Genomic DNA, 18562 nt, shown 5'->3' on the forward strand with positions numbered 1-18562 from the left:
CCTATCGGCTTTGAAACCCCGGCCAATACGGGACCACCTGGCCAGAACCCTATCGCACCAGAGCGATGAAACACCCCGCAAACACCTGCTGGCGATGCCCTTTGCGCAGCCACCTAACCTTCAGGCATGACCATTCCGGGCAAGGACGCTCGCCATGCCGACCATACTCCTGCTGCTGATCTTCCTATCGACACTGGCCCAGGCCCGCTGCCCTGACTGGCCAGTGCCGCAGGCTGAGCGGGAAATAGCGACCCTGCGCCAACAGCTCCAGCACTGGGATATCAGCTATCACCGTGATGGCCTGTCGTTGGTAGCCGACGAGCTGTACGACCAATCACGCCAGCGCCTGGAGGCCTTGCGGCGCTGCTTCCCAGGCGTACCCCCGGCCCAGGAGTCGCCCCTGGCCAGCGCCCGGGGCAGCATGGCCCATCCCATTGCCCATACCGGGGTGGAAAAGCTACCCGACGCCAATGCCGTGCAGCTCTGGCTCAAGCCACGCAAGGATGTCTGGGTACAACCGAAGATCGACGGTGTCGCCGTGACCCTGATCTACCGCCAAGGCCGGCTCCAGCAGATGCTGAGCCGGGGCGATGGCCTCCACGGCCACGACTGGAGCACTGCGGCACGACGGATCCCGGCCATTCCCCAACGCTTGCCCGACCCCCGGGACCTGGTCCTGCAGGCAGAGCTGTATCAGCGCCTGGATGATCATGTGCAAGAACGCAGCGGGAGCCGCAACGCACGCAGCCAGATAGCGGGCTGGATGGCACGCAAGCACCTGTCGAGCGCAGAGGCGGCACAAGTCGGCCTGTTCGTCTGGGATTGGCCACAAGGCCCCGATACCCAGGAAGAGCGCCTGGAACGCTTGGCGCGCCTGGGGTTTCCCGAAGGGCGCGAGTACAGCCGGCCCATCGACGGATTCGACGAAGCCCGACAGTGGCGCGAGCATTGGTACCGCTCACCCCTTCCCTTCGCCAGCGACGGCATCATCCTGCGCCAGAGCCGGCGCCCGCCAGCCGAGCGCTGGCAGCCTCGGGCACCTCATTGGATCGCCGCCTGGAAATACCCCTATGCCCAAGCGCTGGCCAGCGTGCGCCAGGTGCAATTCAGGATTGGCCGTACCGGGCGCATTACCCCGGTACTGGAGATCGAACCGGTGATCCTGGATGACCGGCAGATCCGCCGGGTCAGCGTAGGTTCGCTGCAACGCTGGCGCACCCTGGACATCGCGCCTGGCGATCAGGTAGCGATCAGTCTCGCCGGGCTGACCATCCCGCGACTGGACGCCGTGATGCTCAGGAGCACGCAGCGCCAGGTGGTCCAGGCCCCCGCCCAGGAAGACTTCCATGCCTTGAGCTGCTGGCATCCCTCTGCCGGCTGCGAGAGCCAGTTCCTGGCGCGCCTAGGCTGGCTCAGCGGCAAGCATGGCCTTGATTTGCCCAATATCAGCGAACAGACCTGGGCCAGGCTCGTGGAAACAGGACGTATCAAGGGCCTGCTGGATTGGTTGACCCTCGATCAGGCAGAGCTTGTTAACATGGCCGGCTTCGGTGAACGCAGTGGCACTCGCCTGCTCGAAAGCCTGGCCAGCGCAAGACAAAGACCCTTCGCCCGCTGGTTGAAGGCCCTGGGCCTACCGCCCAGCGGCTCCGCCGACCTGAGTCGCCCATGGTCGGAACTGGCGCTCAAGAGTCGCCAGGATTGGCAAGGCGAAGCCATGGTTGGCGCACATCGGGCCGCACAGCTGGAGGCGTTCTTTCGCGCCCCTCAAGTGCTGGCCTTGCGTGCCGTACTGAACACTGCAGGAGTCGAAGGTTTTTAACCTGTCATCCCGGGCCTGTTGAACCGCCCAGCCAGGAATGAGCTCCAACAACTCATTCCGGCATGAACCCAGTATTTTCAATTGGTTATTTTTTGATCATCTTCACCTGGAGCCTTCAATGAAAGTTTTCTCATCGCTTGCCGCCTTGAGCTTGTTCTGCCTGATGAGCGCCCCCTTGCTGGCTGCGGAGCAAACCCCGGAGTTGACCGGCTGCGCGGCCAAGCGCCAGGCCATTTCGGCCCAGATCGAACAGGCCAAGGCCCACGGCAATAGCGAGCAGCAGGCTGGCCTGGAGCGTGTCCTGGACGAGGTCACGACCCACTGCACCGATGCCTCGCTGAAAAAAGAACGGGAAAACAAGGTCCTGGATGCCAAGCACGAAGTCAGCCGACGTCAGGCAGACCTGGAAAAGGCCATGAAGAAAGGCGACTCGGAGAAGATCAACAAGCGCAAGGACAAGCTCGCCGAGTCACGCAAGGAACTGCAGCAAGCCCTGGAGGAACTGGACAAGTAATCGAGTTGATCGTGGCCACGCAGGCTGCCAGTGCAAGGCCCCATCGCGGTCCTTGCACCGAGACCTGCGGTCAGTGATTGCGGAACTCCTTATGACAGGCACTGCAGGCATCCTCGACCTTCTGTACTGCCGGCCCCAGGTTGCTGGCCTTGTAGGGCTGGACCTGGCTGACCGTCACCAGCTCACCGGTGGCCGCCTCCAGGGTGCGGGCCAATTCCTGGAACCGTGCCTGCCGACGCCAGACATCATCAGTGGCGCTGGTGTGGTCCTCTTCCTTGACCGCAGGGAAATGCTTCCAGGGCTCATGGGACAGGCTGTCCAGCTTCACGGCACCCTCGGCGAAACGCGCACCATCGAATGCAATGCGCCCGCGGAGCATGCCTCCCAGGTCCTCGCCGGTCTTGAGCATCTGCTTGAAGATTGCCTTGCGCTGACCCAAGGGGGAGTTGGGATCGACACCGCCACAGGCGGAAAGCGTCAGGCAGGCCAGCAATACAACAGAGAGTCTTTTTAACGTCATGGTGGCTTCAGGTCAGGTCACGGGAACGGCGGCCAGTATCCTCGCCTCCCGGATAAAGACCAATAGCCCTATTAACAATATGGTTTGTCCCCCGCCACAGGCGTGGGCCTTTCCCTGAAGGAAACACAGCATGAACCCGAGCTTTTCCCACTGGCGCCGCCACTGGCTCTGGACCATTCCGGCCCTGGCGCTGCTTGCCGGGTGCAATGGTGGCGGCAGCGACCAGCCACCGGCGCAACCGCAGACCCATGCACTGGCGACCTATAACAGCGCGCCCTGGGAATCACTGCCGGAGGTTGCCGACAACGACCTGCTGGCCGGCTTCGGTTCCTGGCGCAGCGCCTGCACCCGGCTCAAGGCCGATCAGGTCTGGGGCGCGACCTGCGCCGCAGCGACCAACGTAGCGCAGACCCCTGAAGCGATCCGTGGCTTTCTCAAGGAGCACCTGCAGGTCTACGGCCTGCGCTCCGGAAGCGGGAGCACCACAGGCCTGATCACCGGCTACTACGAGCCGGTGTATCCCGGCAGCCTGACCCAGACCCAGGTGGCCAACGTGCCGGTCTATGGCGTGCCGGACGACATGATCGTCGTCGCCCTGGACAGCATCTACCCCGAACTCAAGGGCAAGCGCCTGCGCGGTCGTCTTGAAGGTCGGGTACTCAAGCCCTATGACGATGCCGCGAGCATCGAGAGCAAGGGCGTCAAGGCACCGGTCATCGCTTGGCTGACCGACCCCATGGACCTGCAGTTCCTGCAAGTCCAGGGCTCCGGGCGCATCCAGCTGGCCGACGGTCGCCAGCTGCGGATCGGCTATGCCGACCAGAACGGCCACCCCTACCGCCCGATCGGTCGCTGGCTGGTGGACCAGGGCGAACTGAAGAAAGAAGACGTGACCATGGGCACCATCGCCGCCTGGGCCAAGGCCCATCCGGCGCGGATTCCCGAGTTGCTGGGGAGCAACCCGAGCTATGTGTTCTTCAACCGCAACCCGGACAGCAACGAGGGGCCACGGGGGTCGCTGAACGTCCCCCTGACCTCGGGCTACAGCGTCGCCGTGGACCGCAAGGTGATTCCCCTGGGCAGCCTGTTGTGGCTGTCCACCACCCGCCCCGACGGCAGTAGCCTGGTACGCCCGGTAGCCGCCCAGGACACCGGCGGCGCGATCACCGGGGAAGTACGCGCCGACCTGTTCTGGGGCACCGGCGATGCGGCCGGGCAACTGGCCGGCGACATGAAGCAGCCAGGCCAGATCTGGATGCTCTGGCCCAAGGGCATGCCGCTGCCCCAGGTACCGCAAGTCGCCAACGCTCCATGACGCCAGGATAACCGGCCTGCCGACAACGCGATCGGCAGGCCGGACCTGACTCACACCGAGACGAAGAAGAAGCTGGCGATCAGCCCCATGCCCACGAACCACACCAGGGAACGCAGCACGGCCCAGTCTGCCAGGTAGCAGATGATGTACAGCAGGCGACTGGTGATGAACAGCACCGCCAGCACGTTGATCGTCACCAGCTGGGCATTGCCCGCCACATGGGCCACGAGTACTGCGGCAGCAAACGCCGGAGTCACCTCGAAGCTGTTGAGCTGCACGGCATTCGCACGCCTTGCGACGCCTTCCAGGCCGTCCAGGAAGTCACGGGGGTCATGGTTGTCCCGCAGTCCATAACGGCCAGTACCCTTGGCGACGGCCGTCCCCAGGTAAGGCAGGAAAATGGCGATCAATACACACCAGAACGCGACAGTCATTGCGCAAATCCTTTTTTAGAGTTTTTAGGAAGTGTCTACAGCTTCATCACCAACATGCCGATCAGCACCAGGCCACAAGCCAATAGCCTGGGCCGGCCGAAGGGTTCCTTCAGGTAGCGCATGCCGAACAGCACCACCAAAATCACACTGACCTCACGCAACGCAGCGGCTTCGGCAATGGAGCCCAACTGCATGGCCCAAAGCACCAGAGCGTAGCTCAATAGCACACAGAGGCCGACGCCCAGCCCCAGACGCCATTGCTCACGCCAGAACAGGACAAAGGCCGGACGCTTCCAGACCACCGCCACCAGGGGAAAAGGCCAGGCACTGAGCAGCGTGACCCAGGCCAGGTAATCCAGCGGGCGGGACCAGCGACGCAGGGCCTGGCCGTCGATATAGGTGTAGCAACCGATACACAGGCCAATCAGCGCCACCACCGGCAACATGCTCCAGGGCAAGCGTGCACCGCCTCCACCCTGCCAGAGCAGGCAAAGCATGCCGAAGGGAATCAACAGGATGCCGAGTATCTGCTGGGTGCTCAGTTCCTCGCCGGCAAAAACCAGGGTCAGCGCCAGCACCACCAAGGGTGAAAGCCCGCGCATCAGCGGATAGACCAGGCCCAGGTCGCCTACTCGGTACGCCTGGATCAACAGATAGCGATACAGGAGCTCGAAGGCTGCGGAAGCCAGGATCCAGGGCCAGATCTCCATGGGCGGCCACTGCATGAACAGCACCATGACCGCCACGAACAGCAGCGCCACGCAATCCATGCAGGCCACCACCAGCACACGCTCACCACTGAACTTGATCAGGGTGTTCCATGTGGCATGCAGCAATGCTGCTATCAAGACCAGAGTCGTCGCCAACACCCCACTCCCTATCTGTCCTGGGCGCGATCACCGAAAGCCTGGGATCCTCGCATGCCCCCGGACCCGGGTGCACGGACTATTGTTCTTTTGGCAACCCTACTGCCAGGTTCGTCAGCATGGCCTTGTGCCGCGACTTTTCTTGACGCACCTGCAACGTCGCGGCCTGGCTGCGGTCAATGTGTCGATTGAACGCCAATGCCTTGTAGCGAGACCTTCTCGCCGCAGCCAACTGTGCCCCTCTCAGGCACCGGGACATCAAACCCTTGGCCTGAAAGACTTCAGGCTGTTTTTCCTGTGATCATCCAAAGGAGTCCGGATGCTTGAACTTGTCGCTGCCTTCATCTGCCTGACGACGCTGCTGACGTACGTCAATTTCCGCTTTATCGGCCTGCCGCCGACCATCGGCGTAATGGTCACTGCACTACTTTTTTCCCTGCTATTGCAGGGCCTGACCTTCCTTGGCTATCCCGGCCTCGAGGAACACATCGAGGAGTTGATCGGCAAGATCGACTTCGGCGACCTGCTGATGAACTGGATGCTGTCGTTCCTGCTGTTCGCCGGCGCCTTGCACGTCAACCTCAACGACCTGCGCAGCTATCGCTGGCCCATCGGCCTGCTGGCGACTGTCGGGGTGCTGATCGCCACGTTCGTCATCGGCAGCCTGGCCTACTGGGTCTTCGGCCTGTTCGGCTGGCACGTGAGTTTCCTCTACTGCCTGCTGTTCGGCGCGCTGATTTCCCCCACCGACCCGATCGCGGTCCTTGGGGTACTGCGTACCGCTAACGCTTCCAAGCCGCTGAAGACCACCATCGTTGGCGAATCGCTGTTCAACGACGGTACGGCGGTGGTGGTCTTCACCGTGCTGCTGGGCATCGCGCAACTGGGCGAAACCCCCACCGTAGGCGCCACCGCCTGGTTGTTCGTGCATGAAGCCATTGGCGGCGTACTGTTCGGCGGCCTGATCGGCTACCTGGTGTACCTGATGATCAAGAGCATCGAGCAGCACCAGATCGAGGTGATGCTGACCCTGGCCCTGGTGATCGGTGGGTCGGCCATGGCCAGCGAGATCCATGTCTCGGCGCCCATCGCGATGGTGGTAGCCGGCCTGATCATCGGCAACCTGGGACGCAACCTGGCGATGAACGACATGACCCGGCGCTACCTGGATGGTTTCTGGGAATTGCTGGACGACATGCTCAATGCATTGTTGTTCGCACTGATCGGCCTTGAACTGTTGCTGCTGCCATTCAACTGGCTGCACCTGGCGGCTGCCAGCCTGCTGGCAGTGGCCATCATCGCCTCGCGCCTGCTTACCGTGGCCCCGGCGATCCTGCTGTTGCGCCGCTGGCGCAGCGTGCCCCGCGGCACCATCCGCGTGCTGACCTGGGGTGGCCTGCGCGGCGGCGTCTCGGTGGCCCTGGCCCTGGCATTGCCTGCCGGCCCGGAGCGCGATTTGGTGCTGAGCATCACCTACATCGTGGTGCTGTCGTCGATCCTGCTGCAGGGCCTGACCATCGGCAAGCTGGTACGCCATGTCACCAGCGACGCGCCGAAGGCACAGGCCGAAACCCACTGACCGATGGTCCATGCGTAGCGGGCGAGCGGGCCCGCCGCGCATGGGCAAGAGGCGTCAGGCGACGGGGGCGTCGTCCTTGAACTGGTCCTTGACGTACTTGATCTCGGTACGACCATGGGGCGCCGGCAAACCATCTTCCCCCAGGTTGACGAAGACCATTTTCTCCACCGTGAGGATCGACTTGCGGGTGATCTTGTTGCGCACTTCGCACGTCAGGGTGATGGAGGTCCGACCGAACTCGGTGGCGGTGATGCCCAGTTCGATGATGTCGCCCTGGCGCGAGGCGCTGACGAAGTTGATTTCCGAAATGTACTTGGTGACCACGCGCTGGTTGCCCAGCTGGACGATGGCGTAGATCGCCGCCTCTTCGTCGATCCAGCGCAGCAGGCTGCCGCCGAACAGCGTGCCGTTGGGGTTGAGGTCTTCGGGTTTTACCCACTTGCGGGTGTGGAAATTCATGTTCACTCCTGACCGTCCTGCCATTTGATGCCCGGCATGATGGCAGACCGGGCAGCCGTGCTCTATGCAACCTCGACTATGGTCTCGATTGAGGAACTTCATCCAGGCCGCAGAAACACTTTGGGAAGTCTGGCCCAGCCAGCTATAATCGCCACCGTTTCGAAACGGTCATCTACCCTTGATACCGTTTTCCCGCCACCTGTCCGAGGGGCGCTGCAGCAGGCTCGGCCTGTCAGGCTCGGATGGGGCGTTGTCGGCACGGGACTTCCCGTACGGACACTAAACGCACAACGGCGCCCATTCGCACATTACGAATGGAGGCTCTTCATGAGCGCTGTCAACACGCCTGCAGATTTTACCGATTACAAAGTCGCCGACATTTCCCTGGCTGCCTGGGGCCGCCGCGAAACCATCATCGCCGAGTCGGAAATGCCGGCCCTGATGGGTCTGCGTCGCAAGTACCTGGCTGAACAGCCGCTCAAGGGTGCGAAAATCCTCGGCTGCATCCACATGACTATCCAGACCGCCGTGCTGATCGAGACCCTGGTTGCCCTGGGTGCCGAGGTTCGCTGGTCGTCCTGCAACATCTTCTCGACCCAGGACCAGGCCGCTGCCTCCATCGCCGCCGCCGGTATCCCGGTCTTCGCCTGGAAAGGCGAGACCGAGCAAGAGTACGAGTGGTGCCTGGAGCAGACCATCCTCAAGGACGGCAAGCCTTGGGACGCCAACATGATCCTCGACGACGGCGGCGACCTGACCGAGCTGCTGCACAAGAAATACCCTGCTGTCCTGGAACGCGTCCACGGCGTGACCGAAGAAACCACCACCGGCGTGCACCGCCTGCTGGACATGCTGGCCAAGGGCGAGCTGAAGGTTCCTGCGATCAACGTCAACGACTCGGTGACCAAGAGCAAGAACGACAACAAGTACGGCTGCCGTCACAGCCTGAACGACGCCATCAAGCGTGGTACCGACCACCTGCTGTCCGGCAAGCAAGCCCTGGTGATCGGCTACGGTGACGTGGGCAAGGGCTCGGCCCAGTCCCTGCGCCAGGAAGGCATGATCGTCAAGGTCACCGAAGTCGACCCGATCTGCGCCATGCAAGCCTGCATGGACGGTTTCGAGCTGGTCTCGCCGTTCATCGACGGTATCAACAACGGTACCGAAGCGAGCATCAACAAAGACCTGCTGGGCAAGATCGACCTGATCGTGACCACCACCGGTAACGTCAATGTTTGCGACGCGAACATGCTCAAGGCCCTTAAGAAGCGCGCCGTTGTCTGCAACATCGGTCACTTCGACAACGAGATCGACACCGCTTTCATGCGCAAGAACTGGGCATGGGAAGAAGTGAAGCCGCAGGTACACAAGATCCACCGTACCGGCCACGGCGATTTCGACCCACAGAACGATGACTACCTGATCCTGCTGGCCGAAGGCCGCCTGGTGAACCTGGGTAACGCCACCGGCCACCCAAGCCGCATCATGGACGGTTCGTTCGCCAACCAGGTCCTGGCCCAGATCTTCCTGTTCGGCCAGAAGTACGCCGACCTGTCGCCAGCCCAGAAAGCCGAGCGACTGACTGTTGAAGTGCTGCCCAAGAAGCTCGACGAAGAAGTGGCCCTGGAAATGGTTCGCGGCTTCGGTGGCGTGGTCACTCAGCTGACCAAGCAACAGGCCGACTACATCGGCGTAACCGTCGAAGGCCCGTTCAAGCCGCACGCTTACCGGTACTAAGAGCAGCTGCAAGCTTTGAGCTTCAAGCGGCAAGTAAAGGCCAAAAGCCGACCTTGCCGCACGAAGCCCGCGGCTTCGCCCCAATTTGCCAAAACAGTGTCAGGCTCCAGGCTCCAGGCACAAGAGACGAGCGCACCTCCGCTTCTCTTGCCGCTCGCAGCTTGCAGCTTGTAGCTGGAGGTTCCCTCCATGTCCCAAGACCGTCGCTACAGCTTCGAGTTCTTCCCCACCAAGACCGATGCTGGACATGAAAAACTGCTTGCCACTGCCCGCCAGCTGGCCAGCTGCAATCCTGACTTCTTCTCCTGCACCTACGGTGCCGGCGGCTCGACTCGCGATCGTACGGTCAATACCGTGCTGCAGCTGGAGAGCGAAGTAAAAGTCCCCTCGGCACCACACCTGTCCTGTGTCGGCGACAGCAAGGACGACCTGCGCGGCCTGCTGCAGCAATACCAGGCGGCCGGCATCAAGCGCATCGTAGCCCTGCGCGGCGACCTGCCTTCGGGCATGGGCATGGCCAGCGGCGAGCTGCGCCACGCCAACGACCTGGTGGCGTTCATTCGCGAAGAGACCGGCAGTCATTTCCACATCGAAGTCGCGGCGTACCCGGAAATGCACCCGCAGGCCCGCAATTTCGAGGACGACCTGCAAAATTTCGTGCGCAAGGCCAACGCCGGTGCCGACAGCGCGATCACCCAGTACTTCTTCAACGCCGACAGCTACTTCTACTTCGTCGATCGTGTACAGAAGATGGGGGTTAACATCCCGATCGTGCCGGGCATCATGCCGATCACCAACTACAGCAAGCTGGCGCGTTTCTCCGACGCCTGCGGCGCCGAGATCCCCCGCTGGATCCGCAAGCAACTGGAGGCCTACGGTGACGACAGCGCCAGCATCCAGGCGTTTGGCGAGCAAGCCATCAGCGAAATGTGCGAGCGCCTGCTGCAAGGTGGCGCACCAGGGTTGCACTTCTACACCCTGAACCAGGCTGATCCGAGCCTGGCGATCTGGAACAACCTGAAGCTGCCACGCTGACCCGCAATACCCGATGAGGCCCCAGTGTGAACAGGGGCCTTTTCATTGGTGCCAGGCCTGCTCTAGAGCGCCTGGAACCGCCCCTAGCATTTGCATGATCTCTCGGCGTACTCTCCAGCAATGTCCGTTATCGCCCAATTGCTGACAGCCCTACTCTGCGCTTGCCTGAGCCTTACCGCCCATGGCGAGAAGCTGCGCATCGTCACCGAACCCTGGGCCCCTTATGTCTATGAGGAAAACGGCAAGACCCTGGGGCTGGACTACGAAACCACCGCCATTGTCTTCCAGCGCCTGGGCATCGAGGTGGAATGGCAGTTCCTGCCCTGGAAACGCTGCCTGGCGATGCTGGAGACTGGCCAGGCCGACGGCGCCCTGGACATTTTCCACAGCGACCAGCGCGACAGCACCCTGCTCTACCCCAGCGAAGCGCTGTCCGAAGTCGAATTCGTGATGTTCTACGCCAACCGGTATCCGCATCCGTTCAAGCAACTCAAGGAACTCAAAGGCCTGACCATCGGCACCTCGCCCGGCTACCTGTACAGCGACGACTTCAGCAACTCCACCCTGTTCAATCGTGAACCTGCACCAACCCACGAGGCCAACTTCGGCAAGTTGCTGCTGGGGCGGATCGACCTGCTGATCACCGACCGGCGGGTTGGCCAACACCTATTGGACACCCTGGGCATCCGCGACCAGATCAGCCAGAATCCGCTGGTCATCAGCCGTCAGAACCAATACCTGGCTGTACGCCGCAACGCTGGCATGGATCTGCTGGTGCAACGCTTTGGCGCCGAACTCAAGCGGTTCAAGCGCGAACCGGCCTACGCTGAATTGAGTGCCAAGTACGGGGCGGAACCCGTCTTGCCACCGGTCAGATCGTCTTCGACTCGCGAGTCGGGAAAAACCGTTGAGCAGCAGGAAAGCAGCGGACACTAAATGCTCTGCTATACTCCGGCCTCCCGCCAGGCTCACGCCCGGACGCTGGACCCTGTTCAAGGCATCTCCACCACGCTACGGCGCAGCCAGCCGGCCCCGCGCGAGCCTTTGGTGGATGGCTCTTCAGGCCAGCAGGACCGGACGGGATTGCGTCCTCTTGAACGCCATTCGCGCCAGGCAAGATTATCCCTTTGGGCCAAGCCCTCACTAAAACAGGATTACTCATGTCCTTTGCTTCCCTCGGTCTCTCCGAGGCTTTAGTCGGCGCTATCGAAGCAGCCGGCTATACCCAGCCTACTCCGGTGCAACAGCGGGCCATTCCCGCCGTGTTGCAAGGTCGCGATCTGATGGTTGCGGCACAGACAGGTACTGGTAAAACCGGCGGTTTCGCCCTCCCGATCTTGGAGCGGCTGTTTCCCAACGGTCATCCGGACAAATCCCAGCGCCATGGCCCACGCCAACCCCGCGTCCTGGTCCTGACCCCGACCCGCGAACTGGCCGCGCAGGTGCATGACAGCTTCAAGCTGTACGCCCGCGACCTGAAGTTCGTCAGTGCCTGCATCTTTGGTGGTGTCGGCATGAACCCGCAGGTCCAGGCCATGGCCCGTGGCGTCGACGTGCTGGTGGCGTGCCCCGGCCGCCTGCTGGACCTGGCAGGCCAGGGCAGCATCGACCTGTCCCACGTGGAAATCCTGGTCCTGGACGAAGCCGACCGCATGCTCGACATGGGCTTCGTCCATGACGTCAAGAAGGTCCTTGCCCGCCTCCCGGCCAAGCGCCAGAACCTGCTGTTCTCCGCGACCTTCTCCAAGGACATCACGGACCTGGCCAGCAAGCTGCTGCATGACCCGGAGCGCATCGAAGTCACGCCGCCGAACACCACGGTCGAGCGGATCGAGCAGCGGGTCTTCCGCTTGCCGGCCAGCCACAAGCGGGCACTGCTGGCACACCTGATCACCGCTGGTGCCTGGGAACAGGTCCTGGTGTTCACCCGTACCAAGCACGGCGCCAACCGCCTGGCCGAGTACCTGGACAAGCATGGCCTGAGCGCCATGGCGATCCACGGCAACAAGAGCCAGAACGCCCGCACCAAGGCCCTGGCCGACTTCAAGGCTGGCGAAGTGCGGATCCTGGTGGCCACCGATATCGCCGCCCGCGGCCTGGATATCGACCAACTGCCCCACGTGGTCAACTTCGAACTGCCCAACGTCGATGAAGACTACGTCCACCGCATCGGCCGTACTGGCCGGGCCGGTCGTTCGGGCGAAGCCATCTCCCTGGTGGCCCCGGACGAAGAGAAGCTGCTCAAGAGCATCGAGCGCATGACCAAGCAGAAGATCGCCGACGGCGACCTGATGGGCTTCGATGCCAGCGCGGTGGAAGCCGAGAAGCCGGAAGTGCGCGAGCGTCCGGACACCCGTAATTCGCGCAGCGCCCGCGCCCCTCGTGGCGATAACCCGAACGGTGGCGGCGGTGGCCGCAAGGACAAGGGCAAGGACAAGGGCGGTAAAGACAAACCAGCCCGCGGCGAACGCCAGCCCCGCGAGCAAAAGCCTCGCGAGAATGCCGCCTCGCGCGAGCAGCGCCAGCCGACGCCTCGCCCTGACCGGGCACCGGACGAATTCCTCGACGACGACGTGGACAACTTCGGCAACCGCGCCGACTACGTCAGCCCCTACCAGAACAAGGGCAACCAGCAAGGCCGCGGCCGTCGTCCCGGTGCCCCGAGCCAGGGCCAGGGCGCCGGAGGCAATGCCCCCCGTGGTGGTGGCCAGGGTCGCAATGGCAACCCGCGCAATGGTGGTGGCGGTGGTAGTGCCAGCAACAGCAACGGCGGCACGCCGGCCAAACGCAACGGCCCGCGCAGTGGCGCTTCCCGTGATGGCCAAGGCCGTCGCGACGAATCGCGTAACCGTCGTGGCCGTGACGACCAGGGCCGCCAGGAGCCAGCGGTGCAGAACCCTCGGAGCGTCCAGCCGAAGATCATGCACAAGGAGTCCAAGGTCGATCGCTTCCCGACGCCTGAACAGCTCGACCAGCTGCCAAGCCGCCCACGGGGCGAAAAACCAGCGCTGCTGACGCGTAACCGCTAAGCGAGCTGCAATGCAAAACGCCCCGGATCGTGAGATCCGGGGCGTTTTTGCTGGTGTACGGGAAACTACGGCCAGGCGATAAAAAACGCCCCCGGTTTTGGGCCGGGGGCGTTTTCTTGTGCGTGCCATGGGTGCGAGCGCGCCAATGGCAACAGCCTGCAGCGGCGGCTACAGGCGAAGCATTACTTGGCTTTCACACCTTCGAAGGTGATGTACAGGTCGACGTTGTTGGACGCCGGGCCCAGGTCCATCATCTTGCCGAAGTCCTGGCGATTGATGCTGGTAGTGCCTTCGAAGCCAGCGCGGTAGCCGCCCCATGGATCCTTGCCTTCACCCAGGAAGGTGGCCTTGACCACTACAGGCTTGGTCACGCCGTGCAGGGTCAGGTCGCCGGCTACGTCAGCGGTCAACTTGCCATCGGCGTTCTTGCCGGTTGGCTTGACGCTGGTGGAGACGAACTTGGCGTCGGCAAACTTGCCAGCGTCCAGGAAGTCCTTGCTGGTGATGTGCTTGTCGCGCTCGGCGTGGTTGGTGAACACGCTGGCGGTGCGCACGTTGACTTCGATCTTGGCGTCTTCAGGCTTGGCCGCGTCGAAGCTGAACTTGCCGTCCAGGTCCTTGAAGGTACCGGTGATGAAGCTGTAGCCCAGGTGGCTGATCTTGAAGTCGACGAAGGCGTGCTGGCCTTCCTTGTCGATTACGTAGTCCGCTGCCATCACTTGACCGGCCGCCAATACAGCAGATCCGATTGCCAGAGCGGCGAGAGTCTTTTTCAACATGCTTTCTATTCCTTTCGAGTCAAGGTTGAACATCAGGCTTTGCGGCCCAGCATACGAGTCAGGGTCGCATCACGATCGATAAAGTGGTGCTTCAAGGCAGCCAGTCCATGGATGCCGGCAAAGACTACCAGCACCCAGGCCAGGTACAAATGCACCACACCTGCTACATCTGCCTGGTCCGGTAGTCCGGATACCAGGGCAGGAATTTCGAACAAGCCGAACACCGGGATACCCACGCCGTCGGCAGTGGAGATCAGGTAGCCGGCGATCATCACCGCGAACAGGCCCAGGTACAGGAACGCATGTCCCAGCTTGGCCCCCAGGCGCGTCAGAGGTCCATGATTGGCCGGTGCCGGTGGCGGTGGGCTGACCAACCGCCACAACACCCGCAACAACATGATTGCAAACAGTGTCAGGCCAATGCTCTTGTGCAGGTCCGGTGCGTCTTTGCGCCAGGTGCTGTAGTAGTCGAGGCCGACCATCCACAGGCCCAGGGCAAACAACCCGAACACCGCCAGGGCAACGCCCCAGTGCAGCACAATGCTGACCCAGCCGTAGCGCGAAGAAGAATTACGTAACTGCATTGACTTGCATCCTGTAAGAAACGCTGACCAAGACTAGCGATTTACCTATCGAATTAAAGCGGAAATTTTCGCTTTGAAATATCGAGAAAAACGATCGATAGTCTGGACTGAGCGAGTTAAGTAAAGATTAAGCCCCCCACGTGCCTTGCCGGCCACCTCCTCTTCCAGTGCCTTGTCCCCTTTTGCCTGCGTCTTTGCTCGAGTGCACCACCTCGCACAACAGGTTGTCCCACGGCCATGCATTGCATAGGCTTGCCCGATCGTTTGCCCGCGTTTTTCGCGAGCGCCTCCAGGAGACTGTACATGGGCCTGAATAACCAGTGGATGCAACGCGACCTCGCGGTGTTGTGGCATCCCTGCACCCAGATGAAAGACCACGAACAACTGCCGTTGATCCCGATCCGGCGTGGCGAAGGCGTCTGGCTGGAAGATTTCGAGGGCAAACGCTACCTGGACGCCGTCAGCTCCTGGTGGGTCAACGTGTTCGGCCACGCCAACCCGCGCATCAACCAACGCATCAAGGACCAGGTCGACCAACTCGAACACGTGATCCTGGCGGGCTTCAGCCACCAGCCGGCGATCGAGCTGTCCGAGCGCCTGGTGGCCATGACCCCTGCCGGACTGGACCGGGTGTTCTATGCCGACAACGGCTCGTCGTGCATCGAAGTGGCGCTGAAGATGAGCTTCCACTACTGGCAGAACACCGGCAAACCGGCGAAGAAGCGCTTCGTCACCCTGACCAACAGCTACCACGGCGAGACCATCGCCGCCATGTCGGTGGGCGACGTGCCGCTGTTCACCGAGACCTACAAGGCCCTGCTGCTGGACACCATCAAGGTGCCCAGCCCCGACTGCTACCACCGCCCCGAAGGCATGGGCTGGGAAGAACACTCGCGCAACATGTTCGCCGCCATGGAACAGACCCTGGCCGAACACCACGAGACGATCTCGGCAGTGATCGTCGAGCCGCTGATCCAGGGCGCCGGCGGCATGCGCATGTACCACCCGGTGTACCTCAAGCTGCTGCGCGAGGCCTGCGATCGCTACGACGTGCACCTGATCCATGACGAGATCGCCGTGGGCTTCGGCCGCACCGGCACGATGTTCGCCTGCGAGCAGGCCGGCATCCGTCCGGACTTCCTGTGCCTGTCCAAGGCCCTGACCGGCGGCTACCTGCCCCTGGCCGCCTGCCTGACCACCAACAAGGTGTACCAGGCGTTCTACGACGACTACCCGACCCTGCGGGCCTTCCTCCACTCCCACAGCTACACCGGCAACCCGCTGGCCTGTGCTGCGGCGCTGGCGACCCTGGACATCTTCGAACAGGACAACGTGATCCAGGCCAACCAGGCCCTGGCCGCGCGCATGGCCAGCGCCACCGCGCACCTGGCCGACCACGCCCACGTCGCCGAGATCCGCCAGACCGGCATGGCGCTGGCCATCGAGATGGTCCAGGACAAGGCCAGCAAGGCCGCCTACCCCTGGCAGGAACGCCGTGGCCTGAAGGTCTTCGAACACGCCCTGAGCCGTGGTGCCCTGCTGCGCCCGCTGGGCAGCGTGGTGTACTTCCTGCCGCCCTACGTGATCACCCCGGAGCAGATCGACTTCCTCGCCGAAGTAGCCAGCGAAGGCATCGACATCGCCACCCGGGACAGCGTCAGCATGGCGGTGCCCAAGGACTTCCACCCGGGCTTTCGCGACCCGGGCTGAGGCCCGCCCGAGCGTGGTCGCACAGGCCACGCACCCGCACACCCCATCGATCCGACTTCAACAGAGACCGCAGATGAGATTGTCCCGCTTCTTTATCGACACCCCCCTGAGCCTTGGCGAGCACGAGCTGCCCGAAGCCCAGGCCCACTACATCGCACGGGTGCTGCGCATGGCCGAGGGCGATGCGTTGCAGGTGTTCGACGGTTCGGGGCAGGAGTTTCGCGGCACCCTGGTGGAGGTGGGCAAGAAGCGCGTGCGGATCAGCCTCGACGAGAGCTTCGCCGGCCAGCCCGAGTCGCCGCTGCATATCCACCTGGGCCAGGGCCTGTCCCGTGGCGAACGCATGGATTGGGCGATCCAGAAAGCCACCGAGCTGGGTGTCGACCAGATCACCCCGATCTTCAGCGAACGCTGCGAGGTGCGCCTCAAGGATGAACGGGCCGACAAGCGCCTGCTGCATTGGCGCCAGGTGGCCATCAGCGCCTGCGAGCAATGCGGGCGTTCCAAGGTCCCGGTGATCCACCCGCCACTGTTGCTGGCGGACTGGCTCAAGCAGACCGCTGCCGACCTCAAGCTGGTGCTGCACCCAGTGGCCCAGCCACTGGAAAGCCACGCCCGCCCGGGGACCCTGGCCTTCCTGATCGGCCCCGAGGGCGGCCTGTCCGACGCCGAAGTCGAACAGGCCCAGGGCACCGGTTTCCTGCCGGCGCGCCTGGGTCCACGGGTACTGCGTACGGAAACCGCGCCAGTGGTAGCCCTGGCCGTGGCCCAGCAGCTCTGGGGCGACTTCTAACCCCACCGCCTTTGCCTGACACACCGTGGCGCCCATCGCCGGCAAGCCTGGCTCCTACAACAGCCGGCAGGCCGCGGGACGGCGTTACTGCACCGGATCGCTGGTGGGCTTGGCGATGATCGCCTTCAGCTCGCTGGTCATGGGGAACTCCAGGTTCAGCCCCTTGGGCGGGATCGGCTGCTCGAACCAGCGCTGGTAGATCCCGTTGATCTCGCCGGAGCGGTACAGGTCCCCCAGGGCGGTGTTGACCAGGGCCAGGAACTGCGGGTCGTCCTTGCGCACCATGCAGCTGTAGATCTCCCGCGACTGCTCCTCGCCCACCACGATCCAGTTGTGCGGATCACGGGCCTTGGCCCGCTCGCCATAAAGCAGCGCATCGTCCATGTAGAACGCCGCCGCGCGCCCCGACTGGAGCATCTGGAAGGCTTCGCCGTGGTCCTTGGCGCTGATCACGAACATGTCGATCTTGTGCTCGACGTTGTAGCTCTTGAGAAAGCGCTCGTTGGTGGTGCCGGCGGTGGTCACCACGTTCTTGCCCCGCAGGTCGGCAAAGCTCTTGATCCCGCTGTCCTTGGCGGTCAGCAACTGGCCCTTGACGTAGATGAAGCCATAGGAGAAGGCCACCTGTTTCTGGCGCTCGGCCGTCACTCCGGTGGAACCGCACTCCAGGTCCACGGTGCCGTTCTGCACCAGCGGGATGCGGGTCTGGGAGGTCACCAGGTTGTACTTCACCGCCAGCTTGGGCAGCTGCAGCTGCTGCTGGATACGCTCCACCACCTTGCCCGCCAGCTCCACGGAATAACCCATGGGCTTGCCGCTGTTGTCCCCCACGTAGGAGAACGGCACCGAGGCATCGCGATAACCCAAGGTAATACTGGCGCTGTTGGCGATCTTGGCCAGGGTTCCCTCCAGGGGCGCCTCGTTGGCCTGGGCCATGGCGCTGAACAGCAGGCCCAGGGTGCAGCCGAGCAACGTGATCTTGTGCATTGTTATTCTCCGTTGGGGTTGAAGGTGCTTCAGCGACGGGTGGCGATGATACTGATTTCGACGAGGATTTCCGGGCGCGCCAGGGCCGCCTGCAAAGTCGTGCGCGCCGGTGCCAGGCCGGGGGACAGCCAGGCCGACCACACCTCGTTCATGCCGGCGAAATCCGCCTGGATGTCCTTGAGGTAGATGGTGGCGTTGAGCACGTGGTCCTTGTCGCTGCCGACCTCGGCCAGCAGCGCATCGATCTTCTCCAGGACCTCGCGAGTCTGCCCGGCGATGTCTTGGCTGGCCCCCGGCACCTGGCCGGAAAGGAACACCAGTTCGGCGAAGGTCACGGCGCCACTCAGGCGGTTGTTGCTATGCAGACGCTGGATACTCATTGGAAACACTCCTGGTGAT

At 62.9% G+C, this 18562-nt stretch carries 18 protein-coding genes and 1 riboswitch; of the genes, 10 read left to right on the top strand and 8 right to left on the bottom strand.

The genetic code is table 11. The annotated features are described in order from the left end of the window. Positions 1–154 precede the first annotated feature (154 nt). A complete protein-coding gene (ligB, locus tag I9018_RS30145) occupies positions 155–1822 on the top strand; it encodes an NAD-dependent DNA ligase LigB (RefSeq protein ID WP_241108211.1) in 1668 nt (555 codons plus the stop codon). 118 nt (positions 1823–1940) lie between these two features. Then, positions 1941–2336 (top strand): DUF1090 domain-containing protein, encoded by a 396-nt coding sequence (locus I9018_RS30150; RefSeq protein ID WP_241108212.1) that lies wholly within the window; start codon positions 1941–1943, stop codon positions 2334–2336. 70 nt (positions 2337–2406) lie between these two features. Here I9018_RS30150 and I9018_RS30155 read toward each other — a convergent pair whose 3' ends face one another. Next, positions 2407–2856: a cytochrome c gene (locus I9018_RS30155; RefSeq protein ID WP_068576734.1), complete on the bottom strand. Its 450-nt coding sequence runs from the start codon at positions 2854–2856 to the stop codon at positions 2407–2409. A gap of 130 nt (positions 2857–2986) precedes the next feature. Here I9018_RS30155 and I9018_RS30160 point away from each other — a divergent pair, with 130 nt between their 5' ends. Next, positions 2987–4171: a murein transglycosylase A gene (locus I9018_RS30160; RefSeq protein WP_241108213.1), complete on the top strand. Its 1185-nt coding sequence runs from the start codon at positions 2987–2989 to the stop codon at positions 4169–4171. A 50-nt stretch (positions 4172–4221) separates the two neighbouring features. Here the strand turns inward: I9018_RS30160 and I9018_RS30165 are convergent, their stop codons facing one another. Both I9018_RS30165 and I9018_RS30170 read right to left on the bottom strand, forming a co-directional pair. After that, positions 4222–4605: an MAPEG family protein gene (locus I9018_RS30165; protein WP_241108214.1), complete on the bottom strand. Its 384-nt coding sequence runs from the start codon at positions 4603–4605 to the stop codon at positions 4222–4224. A gap of 35 nt (positions 4606–4640) precedes the next feature. Beyond that, positions 4641–5474, bottom strand: a complete 834-nt coding sequence (locus I9018_RS30170; protein ID WP_241108215.1) for an EamA family transporter — start codon at positions 5472–5474, stop codon at positions 4641–4643. 316 nt (positions 5475–5790) lie between these two features. On the opposite strand from I9018_RS30170, the gene I9018_RS30175 reads away from it, so the two are divergent. Beyond that, on the top strand, positions 5791–7050 hold the full coding sequence (locus I9018_RS30175) for a sodium:proton antiporter (protein ID WP_068576723.1): 1260 nt from the start codon (positions 5791–5793) through the stop codon (positions 7048–7050). Positions 7051–7104: 54 nt separating this feature from the next. On the opposite strand, the gene I9018_RS30180 is transcribed toward I9018_RS30175, so the two are convergent. Further along, positions 7105–7509 carry a hotdog domain-containing protein gene (locus I9018_RS30180; RefSeq protein WP_068576722.1) on the bottom strand — a complete coding sequence of 135 codons (405 nt, stop codon included), beginning with the start codon at positions 7507–7509 and terminating at the stop codon, positions 7105–7107. 199 nt (positions 7510–7708) lie between these two features. Further along, a riboswitch (S-adenosyl-L-homocysteine riboswitch) is annotated at positions 7709–7815 on the top strand. Positions 7816–7836: 21 nt separating this feature from the next. Between I9018_RS30180 and ahcY the strand changes: the two genes are divergently transcribed. From ahcY to I9018_RS30200, 4 genes are all read left to right on the top strand, one after another. Further along, positions 7837–9246: an adenosylhomocysteinase gene (ahcY, locus tag I9018_RS30185; protein ID WP_068576721.1), complete on the top strand. Its 1410-nt coding sequence runs from the start codon at positions 7837–7839 to the stop codon at positions 9244–9246. A 189-nt stretch (positions 9247–9435) separates the two neighbouring features. Next, positions 9436–10281 carry a methylenetetrahydrofolate reductase [NAD(P)H] gene (gene metF, locus I9018_RS30190; protein ID WP_068576719.1) on the top strand — a complete coding sequence of 282 codons (846 nt, stop codon included), beginning with the start codon at positions 9436–9438 and terminating at the stop codon, positions 10279–10281. 120 nt (positions 10282–10401) lie between these two features. Then, positions 10402–11217, top strand: coding sequence for a transporter substrate-binding domain-containing protein (locus tag I9018_RS30195; RefSeq protein ID WP_124347184.1), 816 nt, complete (start codon positions 10402–10404; stop codon positions 11215–11217). 224 nt (positions 11218–11441) lie between these two features. Continuing rightward, positions 11442–13310: a DEAD/DEAH box helicase gene (locus I9018_RS30200; protein ID WP_241108216.1), complete on the top strand. Its 1869-nt coding sequence runs from the start codon at positions 11442–11444 to the stop codon at positions 13308–13310. Positions 13311–13492: 182 nt separating this feature from the next. Here I9018_RS30200 and I9018_RS30205 read toward each other — a convergent pair whose 3' ends face one another. Further along, on the bottom strand, positions 13493–14089 hold the full coding sequence (locus I9018_RS30205; protein WP_031320659.1) for a YceI family protein: 597 nt from the start codon (positions 14087–14089) through the stop codon (positions 13493–13495). A gap of 32 nt (positions 14090–14121) precedes the next feature. Then, positions 14122–14673 (bottom strand): cytochrome b, encoded by a 552-nt coding sequence (locus I9018_RS30210; RefSeq protein WP_068576713.1) that lies wholly within the window; start codon positions 14671–14673, stop codon positions 14122–14124. A gap of 303 nt (positions 14674–14976) precedes the next feature. On the opposite strand from I9018_RS30210, the gene I9018_RS30215 reads away from it, so the two are divergent. After that, a complete protein-coding gene (locus tag I9018_RS30215; protein WP_068576712.1) occupies positions 14977–16383 on the top strand; it encodes an adenosylmethionine--8-amino-7-oxononanoate transaminase in 1407 nt (468 codons plus the stop codon). Positions 16384–16456: 73 nt separating this feature from the next. Next, complete coding sequence (locus tag I9018_RS30220; protein ID WP_068576710.1) at positions 16457–17176, top strand: 16S rRNA (uracil(1498)-N(3))-methyltransferase; 720 nt, start codon at positions 16457–16459, stop codon at positions 17174–17176. An 84-nt stretch (positions 17177–17260) separates the two neighbouring features. Here the strand turns inward: I9018_RS30220 and I9018_RS30225 are convergent, their stop codons facing one another. Next, positions 17261–18112, bottom strand: a complete 852-nt coding sequence (locus I9018_RS30225) for a transporter substrate-binding domain-containing protein (RefSeq protein WP_228022333.1) — start codon at positions 18110–18112, stop codon at positions 17261–17263. Positions 18113–18192: 80 nt separating this feature from the next. Then, complete coding sequence (locus I9018_RS30230) at positions 18193–18543, bottom strand: RidA family protein (protein WP_124347183.1); 351 nt, start codon at positions 18541–18543, stop codon at positions 18193–18195. Positions 18544–18562 lie beyond the last annotated feature (19 nt).

The organism is Pseudomonas sp. MPFS (assembly GCF_022537035.1).
GTDB classification, from domain to species: domain Bacteria; phylum Pseudomonadota; class Gammaproteobacteria; order Pseudomonadales; family Pseudomonadaceae; genus Aquipseudomonas; species Aquipseudomonas sessilinigenes.

Bases quoted from the DNA above. Each gene is read 5' to 3' on its own strand.
- ligB (WP_241108211.1), top strand. From the start codon at position 155: ATGCCGACCATACTCCTGCTGCTGATCTTCCTATCGACACTGGCCCAG.
- I9018_RS30150 (WP_241108212.1), top strand. From the start codon at position 1,941: ATGAAAGTTTTCTCATCGCTTGCCGCCTTGAGCTTGTTCTGCCTGATG.
- I9018_RS30155 (WP_068576734.1), bottom strand. From the start codon at position 2,856: ATGACGTTAAAAAGACTCTCTGTTGTATTGCTGGCCTGCCTGACGCTT.
- I9018_RS30160 (WP_241108213.1), top strand. From the start codon at position 2,987: ATGAACCCGAGCTTTTCCCACTGGCGCCGCCACTGGCTCTGGACCATT.
- I9018_RS30165 (WP_241108214.1), bottom strand. From the start codon at position 4,605: ATGACTGTCGCGTTCTGGTGTGTATTGATCGCCATTTTCCTGCCTTAC.
- I9018_RS30175 (WP_068576723.1), top strand. From the start codon at position 5,791: ATGCTTGAACTTGTCGCTGCCTTCATCTGCCTGACGACGCTGCTGACG.
- I9018_RS30180 (WP_068576722.1), bottom strand. From the start codon at position 7,509: ATGAATTTCCACACCCGCAAGTGGGTAAAACCCGAAGACCTCAACCCC.
- ahcY (WP_068576721.1), top strand. From the start codon at position 7,837: ATGAGCGCTGTCAACACGCCTGCAGATTTTACCGATTACAAAGTCGCC.
- metF (WP_068576719.1), top strand. From the start codon at position 9,436: ATGTCCCAAGACCGTCGCTACAGCTTCGAGTTCTTCCCCACCAAGACC.
- I9018_RS30195 (WP_124347184.1), top strand. From the start codon at position 10,402: ATGTCCGTTATCGCCCAATTGCTGACAGCCCTACTCTGCGCTTGCCTG.
- I9018_RS30200 (WP_241108216.1), top strand. From the start codon at position 11,442: ATGTCCTTTGCTTCCCTCGGTCTCTCCGAGGCTTTAGTCGGCGCTATC.
- I9018_RS30205 (WP_031320659.1), bottom strand. From the start codon at position 14,089: ATGTTGAAAAAGACTCTCGCCGCTCTGGCAATCGGATCTGCTGTATTG.
- I9018_RS30210 (WP_068576713.1), bottom strand. From the start codon at position 14,673: ATGCAGTTACGTAATTCTTCTTCGCGCTACGGCTGGGTCAGCATTGTG.
- I9018_RS30215 (WP_068576712.1), top strand. From the start codon at position 14,977: ATGGGCCTGAATAACCAGTGGATGCAACGCGACCTCGCGGTGTTGTGG.
- I9018_RS30220 (WP_068576710.1), top strand. From the start codon at position 16,457: ATGAGATTGTCCCGCTTCTTTATCGACACCCCCCTGAGCCTTGGCGAG.
- I9018_RS30225 (WP_228022333.1), bottom strand. From the start codon at position 18,112: ATGGCCCAGGCCAACGAGGCGCCCCTGGAGGGAACCCTGGCCAAGATC.
- I9018_RS30230 (WP_124347183.1), bottom strand. From the start codon at position 18,543: ATGAGTATCCAGCGTCTGCATAGCAACAACCGCCTGAGTGGCGCCGTG.